Genomic DNA, 24121 nt, shown 5'->3' with positions numbered 1-24121 from the left:
GCAAAAAGGCCGTCTGAACGGGAAAACCCTTTTCAGACGGCCTCAAACCCGTTAAGGCCGTCTGAAACCGAAACGCCAACAAAGTTGAAGTGCGGCCGCCGAATCCGACCAACCACCAAAAAAGGAATCCCCATGCTCTTAGGCGTCAACATCGACCACGTCGCCACCCTGCGCAACGCGCGCGGCACGGTCTACCCCAGCCCGCTCGAAGCCGCCCTGCTGGCCGAAACCCACGGCGCGGACTACATCACCCTGCACCTGCGCGAAGACCGCCGCCACATCCGCGACGACGACGTCGCCGCCATCGCCCGCGCCGTACGCACCCACATCAACCTCGAAATGGCGCTCACCCCCGAAATGCTCGACCACGCCCTAGCCGTGCGCCCGCGCGACGTGTGCATCGTCCCCGAAAAACGGCAGGAAATCACCACCGAAGGCGGCCTCGACGTCCTGGCGCAGCAGCAGAAAATCGCCGACTACACCCGCACGCTCGCCGAAGCGGGCATCCGTGTCTCCCTCTTTATCGACGCCGACGAAGCGCAAATCCAAGCTGCCGCCGACCTAGGCGCACCCGTAATCGAACTGCACACCGGCGCCTACGCCGACGCCGCAAACCACAACGAACGCGCCCAAAGGCTCGCGCAAATCGAAGAAGCCGCCTACTTCGCCTCCGAACGCGGCCTGATTGTCAATGCCGGCCACGGGCTGAACATCCACAACGTCACCCCCGTCGCCAAAATCCTCCCCATCGCCGAACTCAACATCGGCCACGCCCTCATCGCCCAAGCCCTCTTCATCGGCCTGCCCGCCGCCATCGCCCAAATGAAAGAAACCATGCACCGCGCCCGCAGCGCCGTGTAAGCCCCTGCGGCAGAGGCCGTCTGAAAGCCTGCAAGGGCGGTGTGCAAGGCATTGGAGCGGCGTATGCGCATTTGCGATACCGCCATCCGCAAAAAAAGGCCGTCTGAAAGCCTTGAATCGGGATTTTCAGACGGCCTTTTGATGGGCGCGTTCAAACCCTTTGCCGCGTGGCTGACGCAGAACGGAAACCGCGTGCGTTGGCGGCACATCCTGCTAGGGTCTGTTGGCAATCAGCTTGCGAGACGGTTTTTTGAGTAAAAAATGCTCGAATGCAAGGAAAAAAGCACAGCAATCTTGGACACCTGCGGGCATTTTTGATGCGGCAGGCGGGAAAAATACCGCCGCAAGGCTGATTGTCAACAGATCCTACAACGGCAGAGGCCGTCTGAAAGCACGTTTTGCCCTTTCTTTCAGACGGCCTCAAAGCCGTATTACGCGCCGAACAATGCGCCGTAATCGCTTTCCTGTTTGCGGTAGGGTAGGCGGATGTCGACGCGGTAGATGCCGATGTCGTCGAGCGCGGACAGTTCCAGCTCGGCGTCTTTGTCGTACATGATGTCCAGGCGCTCTTGCAGGTTTTTCAGCGCCATCGAGTTGCCGCGGTGCGCTTTTTGCGTGTTTTCCATGTTTTCGTGCGGCGTGTAGGGATTTTCGATGCGGATATACAGCCAGTGTCCCTGCAAGGCGGTTTTTACCACGATATTGCCGGGGCGGGCGGTGGTTTCCACGCCGTGGAAAACGGCGTTTTCCAGCAGCGGCTGCAACAGCAGTTGCGGCGTTTCCGCGTCGTCGGGCGCTTCGTGCAGCCACTCGACCTGCACGCGGTGCGGCCCCATGCGGATTTGTTCAATGGCGATGTATTCCTGCGCCCATTCGATTTCCTGTCCCAGCGTGCTGAACTGGTTGCCCTCGCGCAGCTGGGCGCGGAACAGGTTGGCGAGGTTTTCCAGCAGGGTTTCCGCGTCATACGGACGCAGGCGGATGAGGCTGATGGCGGCGTTGAGGCTGTTAAAGAGAAAATGCGGGCGGATGCGGGCGGTGAGCGCGGTGAGCCGCGCTTCGGAAACGGCGGGCGACAGGGCGCGCAGGCGGTTGGCCTCGAAATACATGGCAAAGAGCACGCCTACGGTGTAGATAACCAAATGCTGCACGAAATGGGTGCGCTCGCCCAATATGACGAAATCGACGACGAAAAGCTGCACCAGGCAAAACAGCAGGTTGAGCGCTGCTCCCTGCGGATGGCGGACGAGATAGCGGTCGGTGAAATAACCGGTAACGGCGTTGGCCGTCACCAGCGGCACGAGCCAGGCGGCGTGCTGCCACACCAGCATCCCATAGGGCGCGCCGCTGCCGGAAATCAGCGGCAGCAGCAGCACGCCGGCGGCGCAGAAAAAGAAAATCCGCGCGGCGGTGCCTAAATTGCGCATGTCGGGAACGGCGAACCAGGCGTTTATTTGACGTATAATGTGCATTTCTTAATAGAAATTTGACTGACAAAACCCGTGCATTATATATGTTTCGGCACTCCGGGCTATACATTCAAACCCCTGATTGGGATAAGTCAGATTCTCCCGCCGCAAAGCGGCAGGGCTTCAACCTTCAAGGAAATATTTGATGAACAGCAACAAAACATGGTCGGGAAGATTCGGCGAACCGGTTTCGGAATTGGTAAAGAAATACACCGGTTCGATAGATTTTGACAAACGTCTGGCCGAATGGGATATCCAAGGCTCGCTGGCGCACGCGCAAATGCTGCACCGGGCAGGCGTGTTGTCGGACGAAGACACCGCCGCCATACGGCAGGGCATGGAAGAAATCCTCGCCGAAATTGCAGCGGGCAAAATGGCCTGGTCGCTTGATTTGGAAGACGTGCACATGAACATCGAGCGCCGCCTCACCGACAAAATCGGCGACGCGGGCAAACGCCTGCACACCGGCCGCAGCCGCAACGACCAAGTCGCTACCGACATCCGCCTGTGGCTGCGCGACCAGATCAGCATCATCCGCAGCCTGATACGCGACCTTCAGACGGCCTTAATCGAGCTGGCCGAGCAACACGCCGATACCGTGATGCCCGGTTTTACCCATCTGCAAGTCGCCCAGCCCGTGAGCTTCGGCCACCATATGCTGGCCTATGTGGAAATGCTCGGCCGCGACGACGAACGCATGGCCGACTGCCGAGGCCGCGTCAACCGTATGCCCTTGGGCGCGGCCGCGCTGGCGGGCACAACCTATCCGATTCGGCGTGAGATTACCGCCGAAATCTTGGGTTTTGAGCAAATCTGCCAAAACTCCCTCGATGCCGTATCAGACCGCGATTTTGCCGTCGAGTTCGCCGCCGCCGCCTCGCTGGTGATGGTGCACTTGAGCCGCCTGTCGGAAGAATTGATTTTGTGGATGAGTCCGCGTTTTGCCTTTATCGACATTGCCGACCGCTTCTGCACCGGCTCGTCCATCATGCCGCAAAAGAAAAACCCCGACGTGCCCGAACTCGTGCGCGGCAAGTCCGGCCGCGTCATCGGCCACCTTATCGGACTGATTACGCTGATGAAATCTCAGCCTCTGGCCTACAACAAAGACAATCAGGAAGACAAAGAGCCGCTGTTTGACACGGTTGACACGCTTATCGACACATTGCGGATTTACGCCGACATGATGCGCGGCGTAACGGTAAAACCGGAAAACATGCGCGCAGCCGTGATGCAGGGCTTTGCCACCGCCACCGACCTGGCCGATTATCTGGTGAAAAAAGGTATGCCCTTCCGCGACAGCCACGAAGTCGTCGCCCAAGCCGTGCGCCATGCCGACCAAAGCGGCGCAGATTTGAGCGAACTGCCGCTGGAAGTATTGCAGGGTTTCAGCAGCTTGATTTCAGACGACGTGTACCAAGTGCTCACGCCCGAAGGCAGCCTCGCCGCCCGCAACCATCTGGGCGGCACCGCACCCGAACAGGTGCGTTTCCAAGCCGAACGCTGGCGCAGGCTGCTGGAAAAGGCCGTCTGAAAAGCAGGTTTTTCGTCGCCGCGTATAGAGGCCGTCTGAAAACATTGCGAAAATAGCGGTTGCCCGCCGCACGGCTTAACCGTATAATGCGCAGCTTCACGGAAAGGTGGATGAGTGGTTGAAGTCGCACGCCTGGAAAGCGTGTATACGTGAATAGCGTATCGAGGGTTCGAATCCCTTCCTTTCCGCCACATTCGAAAGACAAGCCGTCCGGCTTGTCTTTTTTCAGGTTTCAGAAACGCCGCGCCCGCGGCCGCACCCAAGCATATCCGCATCACCAATCAAACCGGTATTCTCCAAAACAGCAACCCGATAAAAACGCATACGCCGATACGCGCCGCCGCGCGCCTTTGCCTTTTAACTTCGCTTTCAGACGGCCGCAAAGGCCGCTTTCTCCAACCCGACCAAACCCAGTCCTATGCACGTCTCCGAACTACAAACCCAACACATCTCCAAACTGCTCGAACAGGCCGAACAACTCGGCATCGAAGGCGCCAACCGCCTGCGCAAACAAGACCTCGTCTTCGCCATCGTGCGCCAGCTGATGCAGCAGGGACTAGACTTCACCTGCTCGGGCACGCTGGAAATCCTGCCCGACGGCTTCGGTTTCCTGCGCAGCGCCGACACCTCCTACCTCGCCGGCCCCGACGATATTTACGTATCACCCAACCAAATCCGCCGCTTCAACCTGCACACCGGCGACACCATCGAAGGCACCGTGCGCGTGCCGAAAAACGACGAACGCTACTTCGCCCTAGTGCACCTCAACACCATCAACGGCGACCATCCCGAAGTGTGCCGCCACAAAATCCTGTTTGAAAACCTCACGCCGCTGTTTCCCAACAAACAGCTCAAGCTCGAGCGCGACATCAAATCCGAAGAAAACATCACCGGCCGCGCCATCGACCTGATTTCCCCCATCGGCCGCGGCCAGCGCGCGCTCTTGGTTGCCCCGCCCAAATCGGGCAAAACCGTGATGCTGCAAAACATCGCCCACGCCATTACCGCCAATTATCCCGAAGCCGAACTGATCGTATTGCTGATTGACGAGCGTCCCGAAGAAGTGACCGAAATGAGCCGCTCCGTGCGCGGCGAAGTGGTGGCCTCTACCTTTGACGAACCGGCAACGCGCCATGTGCAGGTGGCCGAAATGGTGATTGAAAAAGCTAAGCGCATGGTCGAACACAAAAAAGACGTGGTCATCCTGCTCGATTCCATCACCCGTCTCGCCCGCGCCTACAACACCGTTGTCCCCACCTCGGGCAAAATCCTCACCGGCGGCGTCGACGCGCACGCGCTGCACCGCCCCAAACGCTTTTTCGGCGCGGCACGCAACATCGAAGAAGGCGGCTCGCTCACCATCATCGCCACCGCGCTGGTGGAAACCGGCAGCCGCATGGACGACGTGATTTACGAAGAATTCAAAGGCACGGGCAATATGGAGCTGCACCTCGACCGCCGCATGGCTGAAAAACGCCTGTTCCCCGCCATCAACATCAACAAATCCGGCACCCGCCGCGAAGAACTGCTCGTGCCCAACGACCAGCTCCAACGCATGTGGCTGCTGCGCAAATTCCTGCACCCGATGGACGAAATCGAAGCGGCCGAGTTTTTGGTCGACAAACTCAAAGCCTCGAAAGACAACAACGATTTCTTCGAACTGATGCGCGGCAAATAAAGCCGCCCGCCGCTTAAAGGCCGTCTGAAATGATTTTTCAGACGGCCTTTGTGTCATGAAGGACGTGCCGCGCAACCACACACACGGCTTGGTGCCTGTGGAAAATCATGCAGACAGACAAAAGGCCGTCTGAAAAAGCCGATTGGGGCTTTTCAGACGGCCTTTGGATGTGTCGGGTACTCGCTACCCGCCGCGTTTACCGCGCGTGCAGGGCATCGACATAGGCTACTTCGTCGCGGCTGCCGAGGACGACGGCGACGCGCTGGTGCAGCCCCTGCGGCTCGATGTCGAGTATCTGCCGCGCGGTATCGGAGGCCGCGCCGCCCGCTTCGCGCATAATCAGGCTCATGGGGTTGGCTTCGTACATCAGGCGCAGTTTGCCGGGCTTGGACGGGTCCCGCGCGTCCTGCGGATACATGAACACGCCGCCGCGCATCAGGATGCGGTGCACTTCGGCCACCATGCTGGCCACCCAGCGCATATTGTAATTTTTGCCGCGCGGCCCGGTTTCGCCCGCCAGCAGTTCGTCGATATATTGCCGCACGGGGGCGAACCAGTGGCGGCTGTTGGAGGCGTTGATGGCGAATTCCTTCGTCTGCGGCGGCACTTGCGGATTGCTCTGTGTGAGGATGAATTGGTTATCGGCGTTGAGCGTAAAGACGTTGACGCCGCGGCCGAAGGTGACAACCAGCTGGGTTTGCGGGCCGTAGAGCACATAGCCTGCGGCAAGCTGCTTACTGCCGCTTTGCAGGAAGGAGGCGGTGTCGAGCGCGCCTGCGGGTTTGGCGAGCACGGAGAATATCGTGCCGACGGAGATGTTGACGTCGATATTGGACGAGCCGTCGAGCGGGTCGAACAGCACGAGGTAGCGGCCGTCTGAAGCGCAGGCGACGAAGCTGTCTTCTTCTTCGCTGGCGAGACCTGCCACATGGGGATTGGCTTTGAGCGCGTTAATCAGGATGTCGTTGGCAATCACGTCGAGCTTTTTCTGCTCTTCGCCCTGGATATTGCCGCTGCCCGCCGTGCCGAGCACGCCCGCCAGTGCGCCGAGGCGCACTTGTGCGCCGATGTTCACGCAGGCGGCAGCTATGGTTTGCGCGACGCTGACCAGTTCGGCACTCAGGTCGTGTTGCGCGATCTGTTGTTGCAGGAATTCGGGGAAGGTAGTGTTCATGGCTTGATCCTTTGCTGTGGCCGTCTGAAAAAGGCCGTCTGAAAACGAAAGCTGCGGTTTATACCCGTTTCAGACGGCCGCAACAAGCGCGGTTTTGCCCGTATGGCCGTCTGAAAGGCGGGGAGGCGAAAATTCTTGGAAAAAAATCGCGCGCCATTTAGAATACGCCGTTTTTCGCGGCGCAGGCGCCGCGGCCGTTTTTTCCACACGAGACAAGGACAGAACCATGATTGGATTAGCCTACGCCGCCGATGCCGTGCAACAGCCCGGCGCCCTGATGAAGTTTGCACCCCTCGCGCTGATTCTGGTGGTGTTTTACTTCCTGATTATGCGGCCGCAGCAAAAGAAATTTAAAGCCCATCAGGAAATGCTGGCCGCATTGAAAGTTGGTGACAAAGTGCTGCTGGCCTCGGGCTTCGCCGGCAAAATCACCAAAACCGGCGAAAAATTCTTCACGGTGGAAATCGCCCGCAATGTCGAAGTGCAGGTCGAACGCAACGCCGTGGCCGCGAAAAACCCCGAATAAGCCGTTTCTTTCCGATAAGGCCGTCTGAAAACACCGCTTGCGGTTGCAGGCATCAGACGGTTTTCCCTTTGAAGGTTTGATTATGAACCGTTATCCCCTGTGGAAATATCTCCTGGTCACAGCCGTGCTCGCGCTGGGGCTGCTCTACACCATACCGAATTTCTACGGCGACACGCTGGCGGTGCAGGTGTCCACCAACCGCCAGTCGCTCGCCATCGACAGTCGCACGGAAGCGCGCGTTGCCCAAGCGCTCAAAGCGGCGGGCATTGCCGACGATGGCATGTTTATTGCCGAGGGCTCGCTCAAAGTGCGTTTCAAAGACTCGCAAACGCAGATGAAAGCCCGCTCCGTGATTGAAAACGCGCTGGGCGAAGGCTATATCACGGCTTTGAACCAAATCGCCAACACGCCCGAATGGATGGCAAAAATCGGCGCGAAACCGATGTTCCTCGGCCTCGACCTGCGCGGTGGCGTGCACTTCACCATGCAGGTGGACATGAAGGCGGCGATGCAGAAAACCTTCGAGCGCTACGCGGGCGATATCCGCCGCGAGTTGCGCAAAGAGAAAATCCGCAGCGGCCAGATTGCCGTCAACGACAACAGTTTGGCCGTGCCCTTCCAAGACGCGGCCGAGCTGGAAAAAATCCTGCCGCAGCTACAGCGCCTGTTTCCCGAAGCTACCCTCACTTCCGACGGCAGCCGCTTGATTCTCACCCTGTCCGAACAGGCAATCGCCAATATCCGCAAGCAGGCCGTCGAGCAGAACATCACCACCCTGCATAACCGCGTCAACGAATTGGGCGTGGCCGAGCCGGTGATCCAGCAGGCGGGTGCCGACCGCATCGTCGTCCAACTGCCCGGCGTGCAGGACACCGCCAAGGCCAAAGACATCATCGGCCGTACCGCCACGCTGGAAGTGCGCATGGTCAATGAAGACCAGTCGGCCTTCTTTGCCGCGCTCGAGGGCAATGTGCCCGAAGGCTACGAGCTGCTGAAAACCGCCGGCGAGCAGCCCGCCCAACTGCTGCTGAGCAAACAGGTAGAGCTGACCGGCGACAATATCGACGACGCGCAGGCCGGACAAAACGACCGCGGACAGCCTGGCGTCAACGTCAGCTTCAACAACTCCGGTGCCGTCATCTTCGCCGATCTCACCCGTAACAACGTCGGCAAACGCATGGCGATGGTGCTGGTGGAGCAGGGCAAGGCCGAAGTCGTGACCGCGCCGGTTATCAACGAGCCGATTCCCAACGGTAAAACCATCATCTCAGGCAGCATGAGCCGTGCCGAAGCCGAAGACATTGCACTGCTGCTGCGCGCCGGTTCGCTGGCCGCGCCGATGGAAATCGTCGAAGAGCGCACCATCGGTGCTTCGCTCGGTGCGGAAAACATCAAAAAAGGTATGGATTCGACGCTGTGGGGCTTTGTCGTCGTAGCCGTGTTCATGGTGGTCTACTACCGCCTGATGGGCGTTTTCTCGGTGATTGCACTGGTGTCCAACCTGCTGCTTTTGGTGGCCGCGCTCTCCTGGCTGGGTGCCACGCTCACTCTGCCCGGCATCGCCGCCATGGCGCTGACGCTGGGTATGGCCATCGACTCCAACGTATTGATTAACGAGCGTATCCGCGAAGAATTGCGCGACGGCGTCAAGCCGCAGGCCGCCATTGCCGAAGGCTACAAACACGCCTGGGACACCATCGTCGATTCCAACATCACCTCACTGATTGCCGGTATCGCCCTCTTGCTGTTCGGCTCCGGTCCCGTTCGCGGCTTCGCCGTGGTGCACTGCCTGGGCATTCTGACCTCGATGTTCTCGTCGGTGGTCGTGTCGCGCATGTTCGTCAACCTGTGGTACGGCCGCAAACGCAAGCTGCAAAGCATTTCCATCGGCGGCGACATCTGTCCCGCCGCCGCGGCAGACAAGGAGTAAACCAATGGAACTGTTCCGCTTCAAACGCGACATCCCGTTTATGAAATACGGCAAGCTCACCACCTTCATCTCGCTTGCCACCTTTATCCTCGCCGTCGTTTTCCTTGCCGTCAAAGGCTTGAATTTCTCGGTGGAATTCACCGGCGGCACGGTGATGGAAGTCGAATACGCCCAAGCGGCCGACGTCGACAAAGTGCGCACGGATCTCGACGCGCTCAATCTGGGCGACGTGCAGGTGCAAACCGTCAACAGCGACCGCCACCTGATGATCCGCCTGCCCAACAAAGCGGGCACCACCACCGCCCAGCTCTCCAACCAAACCATGGACATCCTGAAAAAAAGCGATGCTTCCGTGCAGCTGCGTCAGGTCGAATTCATCGGCCCGCAGGTCGGCGACGAGCTGGTGCACAACGGCCTGATTGCGCTGGGCATGGTGGTCGTCGGCATCATCATCTATCTGTCCATGCGTTTCGAATGGCGCTTTGCCGTGTCGGCCATCATCGCCAATATGCACGACGTCGTCATCATCCTCGGCTGCTTCGCCCTCTTTCAGTGGGAATTTTCCCTCACCGTGCTGGCCGGCGTGCTGGCCGTTTTGGGCTACTCGGTGAACGAATCGGTGGTGGTGTTCGACCGTATCCGCGAAAACTTCCGCAAAAGCACCATGCGCAACCACAGCGTGCCCGAAGTGATCGACAACGCCATCACCGCCACCATGAGCCGTACCGTCATCACCCACGGCTCGACCGAGGCGATGGTGCTCTCCATGCTCCTCTTCGGCGGCGCCGCCCTGCACGGCTTCTCGATGGCACTCACCATCGGCATCGTTTTCGGCGTCTATTCTTCCGTTCTCGTTGCCAGCCCGCTGCTGCTGCTGTTTGGCCTCAGCCGCGAAAACATCGCCCGCGTCAAAGAGAAAAAAGAAGAAGCCGTCGTCTGATTCAGACAAAGAGGCCGTCTGAAAACCGCTTTCAGACGGCCTTTATTCCATCCCGTCCCGCAACCGCCATATTCCGAGAGGCCGTCTGAAACCATGATCAGCAAACAAGAATATCTCGCCCAAGCCGCCGCCGGCTACAACCGCATCCCCCTCGTGCAGGAGCTGCTGGCCGACCTGGATACCCCGCTGTCCATCTACCTCAAACTCGCCAACCGCCCCTACACCTACCTGCTCGAATCCGTCGTCGGCGGCGAACGCTTCGGCCGCTACTCCTTCGTCGGCCTCGGCTCGAACACCTACATCAAAGCCTCCGGCCGCGAAATCAGCCTGTATGAAGACGGCGTCATTATCGAACAGCACAGGGGCAACCCGCTGGAATTTATCGAAGCCTTCCACAAGCGTTTCCACACGCCCGAAATCCCCGGTCTGCCGCGCTTCACCGGCGGCCTCGTCGGCTATTTCGGCTACGAAACCGTCTATTACTTCGAACACCTCGCAGGCCGTCTGAAACACCCCGTCAAAGCCGACCGCATCGGCGCGCCCGACATCCTCATGATGCTCTCCGAAGAGTTGGCCGTTATCGACAACCTCAGCGGCAAAATCCACCTTATCGTTTACGCCGACCCGGGCGAGGCCGACGCATACGAGCGCGCCCGCGCCCGCCTCGAAGACATCCGCGTCCAGCTGCGGCAAAACTGCGCCATCCCGCTTTCCCTGGGCAGCGACAAAACCGAAGCCGCTAGCAGCTTCGGCCAAGAACCGTTTAAAGCCTGTGTCGAAAAAATCAAAGACTACATCTGTTCAGGCGACTGCATGCAGGTCGTTCCCAGCCAACGCATGGGCATGCCCTTTGCCGACAGCCCGCTCTCGCTCTACCGCGCCCTGCGCACGCTCAACCCCTCACCCTATCTGTTTTATTACAATTTCGACGACTTCCACATCGTTGGCTCATCGCCCGAAATACTCGTGCGCCGCGAAAAAGACAAAGTCATCGTCCGCCCCATCGCCGGCACCCGCCTGCGCGGCGCCACGCCCGAAGAAGATGCCGCCAACGAACAGGATTTGCTGAACGACGCTAAAGAAATTGCAGAACACGTCATGCTCATCGACCTCGGCCGCAACGACGTCGGCCGCATCAGCCAAACCGGCCAAGTGCGCGTGACCGAAAAAATGACCGTCGAAAAATACTCGCACGTGATGCACATCGTTTCCAACGTCGAAGGCCGTCTGAAAGAAGGCGTCAGCAACATCGACATCCTCGCCGCTGCCTTCCCCGCCGGCACGCTCTCTGGCGCGCCCAAAGTGCGCGCGATGGAAATCATCGAAGAGCTCGAGCCCGAAAAACGCGGCATCTACGGCGGCGCAGTCGGCGTATGGAGCTTCAACAACGACATGGACCTGGCCATCGCCATCCGCACCGCCGTGATTAAAAACGGCACACTGCACGTGCAAAGCGGCGCGGGCGTCGTCGCCGATTCCGACCCCGAAGCCGAATGGCAGGAAACGCAAAACAAAGCCCGCGCCGTCATCCGCGCCGCACAGATGGTGCAGGAAGGGCTGGACAAATAGTTTCAGATGGCCTCAATACAGCTTGAGGCCGTCTGAAAACATTGCCGGCAACCTGCACCCGCCCCATCAAAAGAGATACGCAATATGAACCCGACTCCCATCCTCCCCCCCGCCATGCTCGGCATACTCGGCGGCGGCCAGCTCGGCCGTATGTTTGCTATTGCCGCCAAAACCATGGGCTACGGCGTCACCGTGCTCGACCCCGATCCGAACGCGCCTGCCGCCGCTTTTGCCGACCGCCATTTGTGCGCGCCGTTTGACGATGCGGCCGCGCTTGCCGAGTTGGCCAAATGCGCCGCCGTAACCACCGAATTTGAAAACGTCAATGCCGACGCAATGCGCAATCTGGCGCGGCACACCGTTGTCTCGCCAAGCGGCGACTGCGTGGCCGTGGCGCAAAACCGCATTTTGGAAAAAGCGCGCATCCGCGCCGCCGGTTTGCACACCGCGCCGTATCAGGCCGTCGAATCTTCAGACGGCCTCAACGAAGAGAGCGCCGCGCTGCTACCCGGTATTTTGAAAACCGCCACGCTGGGCTACGACGGCAAAGGCCAAATCCGCGTCAACACTTTGGACGAAGCCAAAGCCGCGTTTGCCCGATTGGGCGGCGTGGCGTGCGTGTTGGAAAAAATGGTGGATTTGCGCGGCGAGATTTCCGTCGTCGTATGCCGTCTGAACAGCGAAAACGTGCACACCTATGACCCGGCCGAAAACATCCACGAAAACGGCATCTTGGCTTATTCCGTTGTGCCCGCCCGTTTGAGTGCGGACATCCAGCAGCAGGCGCGGCAAATGGCCGTGCGCTTGGCCGACGAGTTGGACTATGTCGGCGTGTTGGCGGTGGAAATGTTTGTCGTCGGCGACACGAAAGAGCTGGTTGTCAACGAAATCGCGCCGCGCCCGCACAATTCCGGCCACCACACCATCGATGCCTGCGCCGCCAGCCAGTTCCAACAGCAAGTGCGCCTGATGTGCGGCCTGCCGCCTGCGGATACCCGTTTGCTTTCGTCCTGCTGCATGGCCAATATTTTGGGCGACGTATGGGGCGCAGACGGCAGCGAACCGAATTGGCTGCCGCTGCAAAGCGACGCGCGTGCCCATCTGCACCTTTACGGCAAAAAAGCCGCACGACTCGGCCGCAAAATGGGGCATTTCACCGTATTGGCCAACGATGCCGAGGCCGCATTTGCCCAAGCGCAAAAGCTGCACGGCCTGCTGAAAAACGCATAATCCGCGCCGCCGAGCCGTGTTTTGAAGGGCGCGGCAGCCGTGTTATATAATCGCCGCCGCCCGTTTTTCAGACGGCCTTTCTGCCTCGGAGGCCGTCTGAAATGCAAAGCACCGCCGTTTTACCCATCCCCGCAGGAATGCCATGGCTATCCTAACCGTACTGCGCCCCGCCGCATCGGCCGACTGCGCCGACATCTACCACGTCCACGAATACGCCGTCCAATACACCTGCCGCAGCAGCTACGACGCCACCGTCCTCGAAGCCTGGCGCGAACTGCTCGCGCCCGACAGCTATCTGGAAACGCTCTCCGACCCCAAACGCGAGCTGTGGGTGGCCGAATTCAAAGGCAACATACAGGGTTTCTTCCAGCTCGATTTGAAAGAGGCGCAGCTCGACGCTCTCTACGTCCATCCCTTCATGCACAACCAGGGGCTGGGCACCGCCCTGCTGCAACGCGCCGAAACCCTGGCCGAACAAGCCTCGCTGGGCTTTCTCAAACTCTACGCCTCCACCAACTCCGTCAGCTTCTACCGCCTCAACGGCTACGAATCGCTGGGCAAAGCCGTGCTGCCGCTCAACCCCTCCGTTTCCGTCGGCTGCGAACTGATGCGCAAAAACCTGTAACGCGGCACGCGGCCGCAAGCGGATAAGGTTTCAGACGGCCTCCGGGGCATCTGCTGCGCCAACCCTGCGCCGCCTGATGAAAACCAAACCCGTTCAGGCCGTCTGAAAGCCCGTTTCTCCTTTTCAGACGGCCTTTCCGCCCGAACCTCCGCCGCCGTGCAAAATCTGTATAATCCGCCTTCTTTTTCACACCCCGCACATTTTTTTCCCATGACCGCACACCTCCCCGCCGCCGCTTTTTCAGACGGCCTCTACAGCTTTCTCGCCGGCCTGTTCGCCCCGTCCGAATTTACCTCCCACCTGCTCGAAAGCAGCATCCGCCAGCCTTCGGGCTGGGTGGAGCTGGGCATCGCGCTGGCGCTGATGGCGGCAATGTGGCAGCTCTCCGAATGGCTGCTCAAACGCAGCATCCGCCCCGCGCTGGCCAAACACAACCTGCTGCGGCATATCGGCAGGCGCGTCCTCTGGCCGCTGCTGATGTGGGTGGTGGCGGCGCTGGTGCTGGCGGCGTGGAACGCCTTCGACCTGCGCTCCGTGTGGCTGCGCCTGCTGCTCTTGGCCGCCAACTGGATGTTCGCCATCCGCATCGTCATGGCCGTGCTCCATGCCGCGTTGCCCGACAAACCGTGGAGCGACCGCCTCGAACGCAGCCTGTCCGCCGTTTTGTGGTGCGCCTTCGTGCTGTGGGTGTCGGGCATCGACGACATCATCATCCGCTGGATGCAGGGGCTTGTTTTCTCCGTCGGCTCGGCCAAATTGAGCCTGTGGACGGTGAGCACCGGCCTGCTGTGGATAGGCGTGATACTGGTCTTCACCATGTGGCTGGCGCAGTTTGTGCAGGCGCGGCTGATGGCCAACACCCATCTGGATTTGAGCCTGCGCATCATGCTGTCCAACATCGTACGCATCGTGCTCATCGTCCTCTCCGTGCTGATCGCCCTGCCGCTGGTGGGCATAGACCTCACCGTGCTTTCCGTCTTCGGCGGCGCGCTCGGCGTCGGCATCGGTTTCGGCCTGCAGAAAGTGGCGAGCAACTACATCTCCGGTTTCCTTATCTTGGGCGACCGCTCCATCCGCCCCGGCGACCGCCTCACCGTCAACAGCTTCACCGGCTACGTCACCAAAATCACCTCCCGCTTCGTCGTATTGCGCAGCGGCGCGGGCACGGAAGCGCTGATACCCAACGAAACCTTTATCACCAACATGGTGATCAACGAATCCTACACCTCCAAAGCCCTGCGCCAGAGCATCGACATCCAAGTCTCCTACGACTCCGACATCCTGCGCGCCATGCAAATCATGACCGAAGCCGCCGCCAAACAAAGCCGCATCGACACTAGCGAAGGCAGCCGCCCCAAAGCCTACCTCACCGGCTTTGCCGCCGACGGCATCGACCTGCAGCTGGGCTTTTGGGTGAAAGACCCCGAAAACGGCTTCCTCGACCTCTTCTCCGCCATCCGCCTCGACATCTGGCAGCGCTTCAAAGAAGAAAATATCTCCTTCCCCTACCCCCAGCGCGAGGTACGCATCCTCAACGACCTCCCTCACACCGCAGGCGGACAGGCCGATGCGCAGACCAAGCAGCAGGAAAACGACCATGCCGTCTGAAAACCGCCCCGCCAAAGCGCCGAAAATCCCCATATCCGTCCTCGTCGTCCTGCACGACGGACACGGCAACGCCCTGCTGCTCGAACGTGCCGACCGCGCAGGCTTCTGGCAGTCCGTCACCGGCAGCCTCGAAGCGGGCGAAACCCCCGCCCAAGCCGCCCTGCGCGAAGTGTACGAAGAAACCGGCATTGCCCTTGCGCGCGAAAACCTGCGCGACTGGCAATACAGCACCGAATACGAAATCTACCCGCACTGGCGCCACCGCTACCCCGCAGGCGTCACCCGCAACACCGAACATCTCTTCTCCGCCCAAATCCCGCGCGACACCCCGATCCGCCTGAGCGAACACACCGCCTCCCTCTGGCTGCCCGCCGAAAAAGCCGCCGAAAAAGCCTTCTCCCCTTCCAACCGCGACGCCCTGCTGCGTTTCATATATAGTGAGCCAAAATAAAAAATCTACGGCGTTACTGTGCCTTAGCTCGAAGAGGGCGGTTTTCTACGGCATTGGAAATGCCAAGAAAACCTGCCCCGTACTACCTGTACTGTCTGCGGCTTGCAGCCTTGTATCTTTTTTATTTTGACTCACTATAGAAAAAGGTAGAAAAAGGCCGTCTGAAAACCTGCGAAACGGGTTTTCAGACGGCCTTTTGCTTGCTGGTTCGGAAGTGCTAATCCGTTGCCGCGTTGACGCTTTGCGGGTGGAGGGTGTGCAGCACTTGCGGGCTGATTTCGACGAGGAAGCCGCGTTTGCCGCCGTTGATGTAAATGGTGTCCAAATCCCAGATGCTGCGTTCGACGAAGACGGGCAGGGCGGTTTTTGTGCCGAAAGGGCTGGTGCCGCCGACGAGGTAGCCCGTCCATTTGGCGGCCTGCTGCGGGCTGGCCGGTTCGATGTGTTTCATGCCCAGTTGGCGGGCGAGGTTGCGGGTGGAGATTTGCCGGTCGCCGTGCATGAGGACGATGAGGCCTTTTTTGGCTTCGTTTTGCAGGACGATGGTTTTGACGACTTGGTGTTCGGGGACGCCCAGGCAGGCGGCAGAATGCGCCGTGCCGCCATGTTCTTCGTAGGGGTAGAGGCGGGGGGTGAAGGCGGCGCGGGCGGCGCGCAGGAAGCGGACGGCGGGGGTGACGGGGTAATCGGGTTTGCTCATGGTGCGGCTCGGGCGGCTGTTCCCGCCTGTATCCGTTCGGGGATTAATGCGGGACGGTATTTTTGATAAAGGGGTTTTCAGGCTTTGAGTTTGGCGGTGATAGCGGCGAACTCGGCGCGGTGGTCGGGGTGGATATAGGGTTTGAGCAGGCTGAGGTTGCGCAGCACGCCCAGGCGTTTGGTGTCTTCGGGCAGTTTGCCGCTGCGGCGCACGGAGCCGTGCAGGTCGAACCAGTATTTGGTGATGATCCACATGTTGAGGGCGAGGTTTTGCAGGTCTTCTTTGTCGGCCTGCAGGATGTCGGTGGCGGCGAGGTATTCGAGGTAGCGCAGGACGACGGGCGAGGCTTTGGCACGGGTGAATTCGTTGTAGTCGCCCAGAAGTTCGGCGTTGCGCGAGAGGAGGGCGTTGGTGTCGCTGAACAGGAAGCGGTAGTCCCACATGGTGGCGAAGATGCCGTCGAGGTAGGCGGCGACGTCGGACAGGTTTTGCGGGGCGTCGGCTTCGCGGATTTGCGCCATCATGGTGCTGCTGTAGCGGCGGTGGAGCTGGAGGATGATTTCGTCTTTGTTGCGGAAGTGGTAGTAGAGGTTGCCGGGGCTGATGCCGAGGTAGGCGGCGATGTGGTTGGTGGTGGTGGCGCGTTCGCTTTCTTCGTTGAAGAGTTTGAGGGCAGCGTCGAGGATGCGGTTGTAGGTGTTGGGGCGGGTTTCTTTGGTCATGGTTTTTTCCGTTCGGTTTGTTTGAGGCCGTCTGAAAGGGGTGTTTGGCGTTTTCACTTCGTTGAGGATTCGCTTTCAGACGGCCGCATGGCGATAGGGCTCGTGCACGGCTTGGAGTTTTGCCAGGCGCGCGCGTCTGACGGCTTCGGGTATCCGCGCGGGGTCGGTGCAGGAGGCGGCGACGGCGGCGGTGTCGGCTTCGTTGGCGGCAGACAGGAGGGCGAGCCAGTGCGCCATTTGCGGGTAGGGTTCGCGTTCCCTGCCCAGGCGTCCCTGCACGTCGGCCAGGCAGACGTTTAAGGCCGTCTGAAAACGGTCGGGGCGGCGAAAGGCGTCGGTGCGCTGCAAAACGTCGAGGGCGGTGTCAGAGCGCAGGGTTTTGACGCTGTGGAGGATGATGTGCCAACGGCAGACGAGTTCGGCCAACTCGGCGCAGGCTTTGGGTACGCGCCAGCGGCGGTTGACGGCTTGGACGGGTTTGACGCCCGCGATGTCGTGGCCGTGGTGGCGCGGCAGGATGTCGGGCGGGGTGAGGGCTTTGCCCAAATCGTGCAGCAGGGCGGCGTAGCGTTCGGGCAGGCTCAGTCCGAGGTCGGCGGCGCGTTGCAGGGTCATGAGTGTGTGGATGCCGCTGTCGATTTCGGGGTGGTGTTCGGCACGCTGCGGCACGCCGAAAAGGGCGTCGACTTCGGGCAGGATGATTTTGAGCGCGCCGCATTCGCGCAAAACTTCGATCATGCGGCGCGGCTGTTGTTCCATCAGTCCTTTGGCAAGCTCCTGCCAGACGCGTTCGGCAACCAGGGCGTCGGCCTCGCCGTCGGCAACCATTTGTTTCATCAGGGTCATGGTTTCTTCGGCAACGTTAAAGCCGTAGCGGGCGGCGAAGCGGGCGGTGCGCAGGATGCGCACGGGGTCTTCGGCAAAGGCGGGGGAGACGTGGCGCAGGATTTTGTCGCGCAGGTCGGCCTGTCCGCCGAAGGGGTCGATGATGCGGCCGTCTTTGTCCTGTGCCATGGCGTTGATGGTGAGGTCGCGCCGCATCAGGTCTTGTTCGAGGGTGACGCTTTTGTTGGCGTGGAAGGTAAAGCCTGCGTAGCCTTTGCCGGTTTTGCGTTCGGTGCGGGCGAGGGCGTATTCTTCGTGCGTTTCGGGATGGAGAAAGACGGGAAAGTCTCTGCCGACGGGCTGATAGCCCTGCGCCAGCATGGCTGCGGCGTCCGCACCAACGACCACCCAGTCGCGGTCTTTTACTGCCAATCCGAGCAGGGCGTCGCGCACCGCGCCGCCGACGAGATAGGTTTGCATGTTCTGCCCTTTGCTGATGCCCTTTGAGGGGGCGGATTATATGCGAAAGGCCGTCTGAAACGCACTTTCAGACGGCCTTCGTGCTGCCGTTTCAGACGGCCTTATGGCGGATTTCCCAACACTGGTGGATTTTTTTGTTGCGGAAATCGTCGGGTACGGATTGTTTGGAAATATCTTTGGTTTCATAGCGTTGGGCTACGGCTTCGTCCAGCGTGAAGCTGCGCAGGTTGTTGGAAAAATACAAAAGGCCGTCTGAATCGAGCAGGCTCATGGCGCCGTCGATGAGGCGGGCGTGGTCGCGCTGGATGTCGAGCGTGTCGGGCATTTTTTTGCTGTTGGAGAAGCTGGGCGGGTCCATCACGATGAGGTCAAACCGCTTGCCCTCCTGCGAGGCCGTCTGAAGGTATTGGAACACGTCGGCGCGGATGATTCGGTGCTGCGCGGCATCGATGCCGTTGAGCTCAAAATTGCGCTTTGCCCAATCAAGGTAAGTGTTGGACAAATCTACGGTTTCGCTGGATGCCGCGCCACCCGTTGCGGCGTACACGGTAAAGCTGCCGGTGTAGGAAAACAGGTTGAGAAAGCGTTTGCCCTCCGCGCTGTCGCCGACTTGTTTGCGTGTGTTGCGGTGGTCGAGAAACAGGCCGGTGTCGAGGTATTTGTCGAGGTTGACCCAAAACCTGCGTCCGTGTTCGGCCACAACAAAATCTTCGCCCGCGCGGCCGGTTTTTTCATACTGCTGCGCGCCCTTTTGCCGCTCGCGCCTCTTGAGGTGGATGTCGTTGGGCGAAAAACCGGTTACGAAAACAACGGCTTCGATAACCTGCGCGAGCCAGTCTTCGTATTCGTCATCCGCCATCAGCCAGCCGGTATCGTATTCCTGCAAATGGATTTGGCTGCCGTACACATCGACGGCAAAGGGAAACTGCGGAATGTCGCGGTCGTAAATGCGCCACGCTTCGAGGCCGTTGCGCCTAGCCCATTTCATCAGGTGTTTGATGTTTTTGCCCAAGCGGTTGGCAAAGGGGGTGATGTCGGTCATTTCAGACGGCCTTTCGTGCGGCAGGGTTGCAAAGGGCTTGATTTTACCGTAATTAACCCCGCCGCGCTTGACCGCGTCGCCCTGCGACTATATTATCCGCCATTCGCCTTTTTATCCGAAGCCATCGTCTACCAACCTAAGAATTTGATTGTTTACAGATTCTCAAACCGCCCCGATGGGCGCGTTTCTTTTGTCTTTTCCCTTGCGGAAAACGTATCTTGCAGGTTGTTGTCGATGTTAACCACAAGCCCAAGCCGCTTGCGACAACCCTGTACCGCCAATCCTCATTGACGTTACCCATCCGAGCTTCAGGCCGTCTGAAAACCTTGCAGACGGAAGCGTGTTGTTGTCTTTGAAGGATAGCCGTGTCTATTAAATTCTCCGATTTACACCTCGATAAAAACATTCTCTCCGCCCTGACCAGCGCGGGCTACGAAACGCCCACGCCGATTCAGGCGCAGGCCGTGCCGCTGGCGCTTGAAGGCCGCGACCTGATGGCCTCGGCGCAAACCGGCTCGGGCAAAACCGCCGCCTTTCTGCTGCCCACGCTGCAACGCTTGACCCGCCGCAGCGACAAACCCGGCAAAGGCGCGCGCGCCCTCGTGCTCACGCCCACGCGCGAATTGGCCGCCCAAGTGGAAAAAAACGCGCTCACCTACGCCAAAAACATGAAATGGTTCCGCACCGTCAGCATCGTCGGCGGCGCATCGTTCGGCTACCAAACCCGAGCATTGAGCAAACCGGTTGATCTGATTGTGGCCACGCCCGGCCGCCTGATGGACTTGATGAAAAGCGGCAAAGTCGATTTCGAGCGCCTCGAAGTGCTGATTCTCGACGAAGCAGACCGTATGCTTGACATGGGCTTCATCGACGACATCAAAACCATCGTCGCCGCCACCCCAAAAGACCGCCAAACCCTGCTGTTTTCCGCCACATGGGACGGCGAAGTCGGCAAACTCGCCCGCAGCCTGACCCAAAATCCCGAAATCGTCGAAATCGAACGCGTTGACGAGCAGGGCAAAATCGAAGAGCAGCTTTTGTACTGCGACGACATGCGCCACAAAAACCGCCTGCTCGACCATATTTTGCGCGATGCCAACATCGACCAATGCGTGATTTTCACTTCCACCAAAGCCATGACCGAAGTCATCGCCGACGATTTGTATGAAAAAGGTTTCGCCGCCAACTGCCTGCACGGCGACATGCCGCAGGGCTGGCGCAACCGCACGCTGATGGACTTGCGCAAAGGCCGCTGCAAAATCCTCGTTGCCACCGACGTCGCCGCACGCGGCATCGACGTGCCCACCATCACCCACGTTATCAACTACGACCTGCCCAAACAGGCCGAAGACTACGTGCACCGCATCGGCCGCACCGGCCGCGCAGGCCGCACCGGCATCGCCATCACGTTTGCCGAAGTCAACGAATATGTGAAAGTGCACAAAATCGAAAAATACATCGGCCGCAAACTGCCCGAGCTGACCATCGAAGGCATGGAGCCGACCCGTAAACGCAAAGCCGCAGGCGGCAAGCCCAAATCACGCGGCGGCTGGGGCGGCAAAGGCGGCTTCGACAAAGACAAAAAATTCGGCCGCCGCGAGGGCGGGTTTAAAAAAGAAGGCGGCTTCAAAAAACGCGACGGTTTCAAAGGCAAAAAACCGTCTGCCGCCAAACGCGGTTAAATTTAGCTGCTGATACGCCAAAGGCCGTCTGAAAGATGTTCAGACGGCCTTTTAGCTTGAAAATTAAGCAGCGTAGATTGGGTCGAGACCCAACAAAACTGTAAATTCATTGATATTGTCGGGTTTTCAACCCAAGCTACATTTCTTATTCATTGATACACAAAAGGCCGTCTGAAAACCGGATAACCCGTTTTCAGACGGCCTTTTGTCATATCAAAATATGTTTCAGACGGCCTAACGGCTCAAGTCGCGCATATCCTTCCAGCCTTTGTTGGTCTGCACCAGCGTTATGCTGCGGTTGCCGGGTTCCAGCAGGCTCTCCCAATCCTTGCCGCCCGCCTTAATCAGTTTAAACGCCCATTTTTCCGCGTCCAATTCGGCCTGATAAGACACTTCCGATACGGTGAAACCGTTGTCGGGCGTCGGCGTGGTGAACCAGTTGATTTTGCCGATTTTCTGTTTGCCGACGCAGAACAGCGGGCCGCGCGGCGTGCCGCGTGCCTGTGCCGCGCCTTTTTCGGTCAGCTCGAAAACGGCGGGGGCGTTTTTGTCTGTATCCCTGTCTGCTTTCACTTTTTTATAGAAACCTTCTTTTACCAAGATTTCGGTTTGTTTTTCCGCTGTCTCGTTAATACGCTGACCGGCCAAATCGCGTTTGGCAAATTCGAGTACCGGTTCACCTATCGTGACATGACGGAAAGCGGCTTGGCCGTCGGGCGTCTGCACGTCGAGCACCAGCGGCAGGCAGACATGGCGTCCGCCGCCCGACTCTTCCAGCGCTTTTTTGAAGTTCGCTTCGCCTGCCTCGTTGCTGCTGCTACAGGCGGCAAGCAGCAGGGCGGCGGGTAGAAATATGGTTTTTTTCATATTTTTCTCCAAATACGGTTTGCGGAAAACGCGGCAAGCATATAGAGGATCGGAGCAATAAGCAACCGCGGGCTTTGCTACAATCGTTTCTTTTCAATACGGAGAACAAGCATGACGGTTTTATACGGCATCCCCCAACTGCGACACGGTGAAAAAAGCGCGGACATGGCTGGAAACGCACGGCGTGGCTTTTGCATTTGCCGATTTTAAAAAACAGAGACCCCTCCTTTTCTATTTTTCTATTTTGGGGGAAATTGGATATCGATGTGTAATTGAACTTACGCCACGAAATCCAAACCTATGTCCAGCGATCGGCTGCTGTGAGTCAGATAGCCGAGGGCGATGCCGTCCACGCCGGTTTGCGCTACGCGCTTCAGGCGGTCGAAGCCGATGCCGCCCGATGCTTCACAATAGATGGTGTGTGTGTGGGTGGTTTGCGTGTGGCAGCGGTTTGCCGCTTCTTTCAGGGTTTCATCGTCCATGTTGTCCAGCAAAATCCGTTCCGCGCCCGCCGCGAGGGCTTCGTCTAGTTGTGCCAGCGTGTCCACTTCGATTTCCACGCAGGTCAACGGTCTGACCGCCTGTTTTGCCTGCCGCACGGCTTGGGCGATGCTACCGCAATAGGCGAGGTGGTTGTCTTTGATGAGCACGGCGTCGTCCAAGCCCATGCGGTGGTTTGTGCCGCCGCCCGCCCTGACGGCGTATTTTTGCAGGATGCGCAGCAGGGGGATGGTTTTGCGGCTGCACACGATGTCTGTGCCGTATTCGGCGACTTCGGCAACGGCAAGTGCGGTGGCGGTGGCGATGCCGCTCAGGTGGGTGAGGTAGTTGAGTGCGGTGCGTTCGGCGGCGAGCAGGGCGCGGGCATTGCCTTCGACGGCGGCCAGCGTCTGACCTGCGCGGACGGCTTGCCCGTCGTGGATTTCGGCTTGGAAGCGGACGGACGGATTCATCGTCTGAAAGGCGAGGCGCGCCAAGTCCATGCCGGCGATGACGCCGTCTTCGCGGCTGACGAGGAAGAGTTTGGCGGTTTTGTCGGGCGCGATGACGGCGGCGGACGTAATGTCGCCGCGCCTGCCCAAGTCTTCGCTCAGGGCTTGCTCCACCATGGGGCGCAGCAGGGTGTCGGGCAGGGGGAAGAGGGTGTTTTCTAGCGGCATGAGATTTCCTTTGTTGAAAGAAGGCGGCAGCAGGCGGCAGTTCCGAGGCCGTCCGGAAGCGGGCTAACGGCTGCCCAGTGGCAGGCCTATGTCCGAAATCAGCCTGTCGGGCAGGACGTCGTCGCGGAAGCGGTACAGCTGCGCAGGGCGGCCTTTGCCGCCCGATACGCCGGTATCCGACGGCTCGATGAGGTTTTGCTGCTGAATCTGGCGGCGGAAGTTTTGCTTGTGCAGCAGGCAGCCGCTGATGGCTTCGACGCTGCTTTGCAGTTGCAGCAGCGTGAATTCGGGCGGCATCAGTTCGAAAATCACGGGGCGGTATTTGATTTTGGCGCGCAGGCGGGACAGGGCAGTTGCCAGCACGCGGCGGTGGTCATGACGCATGGGCTGCCCCGTGGGCGCGAAGTCGAAGTTTGCCTGCGGCTCGGCGGCTTCCGCTATCAGGCCGCTTTCATACAGCATTTCATAGCGTTGCAAAACGTATTCTTCCGACCAGTTTTCTGGTTCGACCCCCCAGCACAAATGAATGCGCTTGAGCCGCTTTTGGCGCACTTCCTCCGTGTCCGCCGAGTTGGCCCAAATGCGCAAGCGGCCGACAAGGGCATCGCGCTGCCCGCCGTCGGTGCGCAAATCTTCCCACGGGAAATAGCCGTAGCAGTCTTGCCATTTCGCATCCGGGTGCAGGATGCTGTCGGCGGCCTCGCGCACCAGCCCCAAATAGCTGACGTATAAGACCGGCAGGCCTTGCCCGTTTTGACGACGCGTATCCACAAAGGTGTAAAGCTGTTCCACATAGCCCATGGGCTGCGAAGTCTGTTTGGCGACCCACAGTTTCACGCCCGCCTGCAGGGAGTTGCGCAGGGGGGAGAGCGGGCCGTTGGGCAGGAGTTCGCCCCGGGCGACGGTCAATACCCGCAGGCCGCCATCGGTAACGGCAATCAATACAGGAACCAGCTCGACGATGCTTTCCGGCGGGGCTTCGGCTTCGGGGTAGGCGTCCATGCTCGGCTTTCTGCGGGTGGGAAAGGTTTTATTGTAAACCAAAGCG

Annotated in this window: 22 protein-coding genes, 1 tRNA gene and 1 pseudogene; 15 read left to right on the top strand and 9 right to left on the bottom strand. The window is 59.5% G+C overall.

All coding sequences use genetic code 11. The features are described from left to right. The first annotated feature begins 132 nt into the window (after positions 1 to 132). Both pdxJ and ACLD9W_RS03095 read left to right on the top strand, forming a co-directional pair. The gene (gene pdxJ / locus ACLD9W_RS03100) at positions 133 to 861 is read left to right on the top strand and encodes a pyridoxine 5'-phosphate synthase (protein ID WP_410840649.1); all 729 of its coding nucleotides are present in this window, start codon (positions 133 to 135) and stop codon (positions 859 to 861) included. Between the two features lie 63 nt (positions 862 to 924). Next, the gene (locus ACLD9W_RS03095; protein ID WP_410840648.1) at positions 925 to 1119 is read left to right on the top strand and encodes a hypothetical protein; all 195 of its coding nucleotides are present in this window, start codon (positions 925 to 927) and stop codon (positions 1117 to 1119) included. Positions 1120 to 1292: 173 nt separating this feature from the next. Here ACLD9W_RS03095 and ACLD9W_RS03090 read toward each other — a convergent pair whose 3' ends face one another. Beyond that, a complete protein-coding gene (locus ACLD9W_RS03090) occupies positions 1293 to 2333 on the bottom strand; it encodes a sensor histidine kinase (protein ID WP_410840647.1) in 1041 nt (346 codons plus the stop codon). Between the two features lie 142 nt (positions 2334 to 2475). On the opposite strand from ACLD9W_RS03090, the gene argH reads away from it, so the two are divergent. The 3 genes from argH to rho all read left to right on the top strand — a co-directional run bounded on the left by argH (position 2476) and on the right by rho (position 5542). Further along, positions 2476 to 3864 carry an argininosuccinate lyase gene (gene argH, locus ACLD9W_RS03085; RefSeq protein WP_410840646.1) on the top strand — a complete coding sequence of 463 codons (1389 nt, stop codon included), beginning with the start codon at positions 2476 to 2478 and terminating at the stop codon, positions 3862 to 3864. 100 nt (positions 3865 to 3964) lie between these two features. Beyond that, a tRNA-Ser gene (locus ACLD9W_RS03080) sits at positions 3965 to 4055 on the top strand. Positions 4056 to 4282: 227 nt separating this feature from the next. Beyond that, positions 4283 to 5542 carry a transcription termination factor Rho gene (rho, locus tag ACLD9W_RS03075; RefSeq protein ID WP_410840645.1) on the top strand — a complete coding sequence of 420 codons (1260 nt, stop codon included), beginning with the start codon at positions 4283 to 4285 and terminating at the stop codon, positions 5540 to 5542. 196 nt (positions 5543 to 5738) lie between these two features. Here rho and ACLD9W_RS03070 read toward each other — a convergent pair whose 3' ends face one another. After that, positions 5739 to 6716 carry a class 1 fructose-bisphosphatase gene (locus ACLD9W_RS03070; RefSeq protein ID WP_410840644.1) on the bottom strand — a complete coding sequence of 326 codons (978 nt, stop codon included), beginning with the start codon at positions 6714 to 6716 and terminating at the stop codon, positions 5739 to 5741. A gap of 226 nt (positions 6717 to 6942) precedes the next feature. On the opposite strand from ACLD9W_RS03070, the gene yajC reads away from it, so the two are divergent. The 8 genes from yajC to nudB all read left to right on the top strand — a co-directional run bounded on the left by yajC (position 6943) and on the right by nudB (position 15595). Continuing rightward, complete coding sequence (gene yajC / locus ACLD9W_RS03065; RefSeq protein WP_410840643.1) at positions 6943 to 7242, top strand: preprotein translocase subunit YajC; 300 nt, start codon at positions 6943 to 6945, stop codon at positions 7240 to 7242. Positions 7243 to 7324: 82 nt separating this feature from the next. After that, positions 7325 to 9172 (top strand): protein translocase subunit SecD, encoded by a 1848-nt coding sequence (secD, locus tag ACLD9W_RS03060; protein WP_410840642.1) that lies wholly within the window; start codon positions 7325 to 7327, stop codon positions 9170 to 9172. A gap of 4 nt (positions 9173 to 9176) precedes the next feature. After that, positions 9177 to 10112 (top strand): protein translocase subunit SecF, encoded by a 936-nt coding sequence (gene secF / locus ACLD9W_RS03055; RefSeq protein ID WP_410840641.1) that lies wholly within the window; start codon positions 9177 to 9179, stop codon positions 10110 to 10112. A 93-nt stretch (positions 10113 to 10205) separates the two neighbouring features. Then, entirely contained in the window at positions 10206 to 11681 is a 1476-nt protein-coding gene (gene trpE, locus ACLD9W_RS03050; protein ID WP_410840640.1) for an anthranilate synthase component I, read from the top strand. A gap of 84 nt (positions 11682 to 11765) precedes the next feature. Continuing rightward, the gene (locus ACLD9W_RS03045) at positions 11766 to 12911 is read left to right on the top strand and encodes a 5-(carboxyamino)imidazole ribonucleotide synthase (protein ID WP_410840639.1); all 1146 of its coding nucleotides are present in this window, start codon (positions 11766 to 11768) and stop codon (positions 12909 to 12911) included. A gap of 142 nt (positions 12912 to 13053) precedes the next feature. Beyond that, on the top strand, positions 13054 to 13536 hold the full coding sequence (locus ACLD9W_RS03040; RefSeq protein WP_410840638.1) for a GNAT family N-acetyltransferase: 483 nt from the start codon (positions 13054 to 13056) through the stop codon (positions 13534 to 13536). 210 nt (positions 13537 to 13746) lie between these two features. Further along, positions 13747 to 15144, top strand: coding sequence for a mechanosensitive ion channel domain-containing protein (locus tag ACLD9W_RS03035; protein ID WP_410840637.1), 1398 nt, complete (start codon positions 13747 to 13749; stop codon positions 15142 to 15144). Further along, a complete protein-coding gene (gene nudB / locus ACLD9W_RS03030) occupies positions 15134 to 15595 on the top strand; it encodes a dihydroneopterin triphosphate diphosphatase (protein ID WP_410840636.1) in 462 nt (153 codons plus the stop codon). Before ACLD9W_RS03035 ends, nudB begins: the two co-directional genes overlap by 11 nt. 217 nt (positions 15596 to 15812) lie before the next feature. On the opposite strand, the gene ACLD9W_RS03025 is transcribed toward nudB, so the two are convergent. From ACLD9W_RS03025 to ACLD9W_RS03010, 4 genes are all read right to left on the bottom strand, one after another. Beyond that, complete coding sequence (locus ACLD9W_RS03025; protein ID WP_410840635.1) at positions 15813 to 16295, bottom strand: aminoacyl-tRNA deacylase; 483 nt, start codon at positions 16293 to 16295, stop codon at positions 15813 to 15815. A gap of 77 nt (positions 16296 to 16372) precedes the next feature. Next, on the bottom strand, positions 16373 to 17017 hold the full coding sequence (locus ACLD9W_RS03020; RefSeq protein WP_410840634.1) for a TetR/AcrR family transcriptional regulator: 645 nt from the start codon (positions 17015 to 17017) through the stop codon (positions 16373 to 16375). 75 nt (positions 17018 to 17092) lie between these two features. Continuing rightward, the gene (locus ACLD9W_RS03015) at positions 17093 to 18322 is read right to left on the bottom strand and encodes a multifunctional CCA addition/repair protein (RefSeq protein ID WP_410840633.1); all 1230 of its coding nucleotides are present in this window, start codon (positions 18320 to 18322) and stop codon (positions 17093 to 17095) included. Positions 18323 to 18413: 91 nt separating this feature from the next. Next, the gene (locus ACLD9W_RS03010) at positions 18414 to 19364 is read right to left on the bottom strand and encodes a class I SAM-dependent methyltransferase (protein ID WP_410840632.1); all 951 of its coding nucleotides are present in this window, start codon (positions 19362 to 19364) and stop codon (positions 18414 to 18416) included. A gap of 365 nt (positions 19365 to 19729) precedes the next feature. Between ACLD9W_RS03010 and ACLD9W_RS03005 the strand changes: the two genes are divergently transcribed. Continuing rightward, on the top strand, positions 19730 to 21046 hold the full coding sequence (locus tag ACLD9W_RS03005) for a DEAD/DEAH box helicase (protein ID WP_410840631.1): 1317 nt from the start codon (positions 19730 to 19732) through the stop codon (positions 21044 to 21046). A 234-nt stretch (positions 21047 to 21280) separates the two neighbouring features. Here ACLD9W_RS03005 and ACLD9W_RS03000 read toward each other — a convergent pair whose 3' ends face one another. Next, positions 21281 to 21913 carry a hypothetical protein gene (locus ACLD9W_RS03000; RefSeq protein ID WP_410840630.1) on the bottom strand — a complete coding sequence of 211 codons (633 nt, stop codon included), beginning with the start codon at positions 21911 to 21913 and terminating at the stop codon, positions 21281 to 21283. A 111-nt stretch (positions 21914 to 22024) separates the two neighbouring features. On the opposite strand from ACLD9W_RS03000, the pseudogene ACLD9W_RS02995 reads away from it, so the two are divergent. Further along, positions 22025 to 22136: pseudogene (locus tag ACLD9W_RS02995) on the top strand (arsenate reductase); the annotation flags it as partial. Between the two features lie 55 nt (positions 22137 to 22191). Here the strand turns inward: ACLD9W_RS02995 and nadC are convergent. Together nadC and ACLD9W_RS02985 are read right to left on the bottom strand one after the other, a co-directional pair. Then, entirely contained in the window at positions 22192 to 23073 is an 882-nt protein-coding gene (nadC, locus tag ACLD9W_RS02990) for a carboxylating nicotinate-nucleotide diphosphorylase (protein WP_410840629.1), read from the bottom strand. 63 nt (positions 23074 to 23136) lie between these two features. Continuing rightward, on the bottom strand, positions 23137 to 24075 hold the full coding sequence (locus tag ACLD9W_RS02985) for an NUDIX hydrolase (protein ID WP_410840628.1): 939 nt from the start codon (positions 24073 to 24075) through the stop codon (positions 23137 to 23139). Positions 24076 to 24121: the final 46 nt, after the last annotated feature.

Origin of the sequence: Neisseria sp. WLZKY-1, assembly GCF_046546535.1 — a bacterium.
Lineage (GTDB): Bacteria > Pseudomonadota > Gammaproteobacteria > Burkholderiales > Neisseriaceae > Neisseria.
This window is presented reverse-complemented; position numbering and strand designations above follow the sequence as displayed.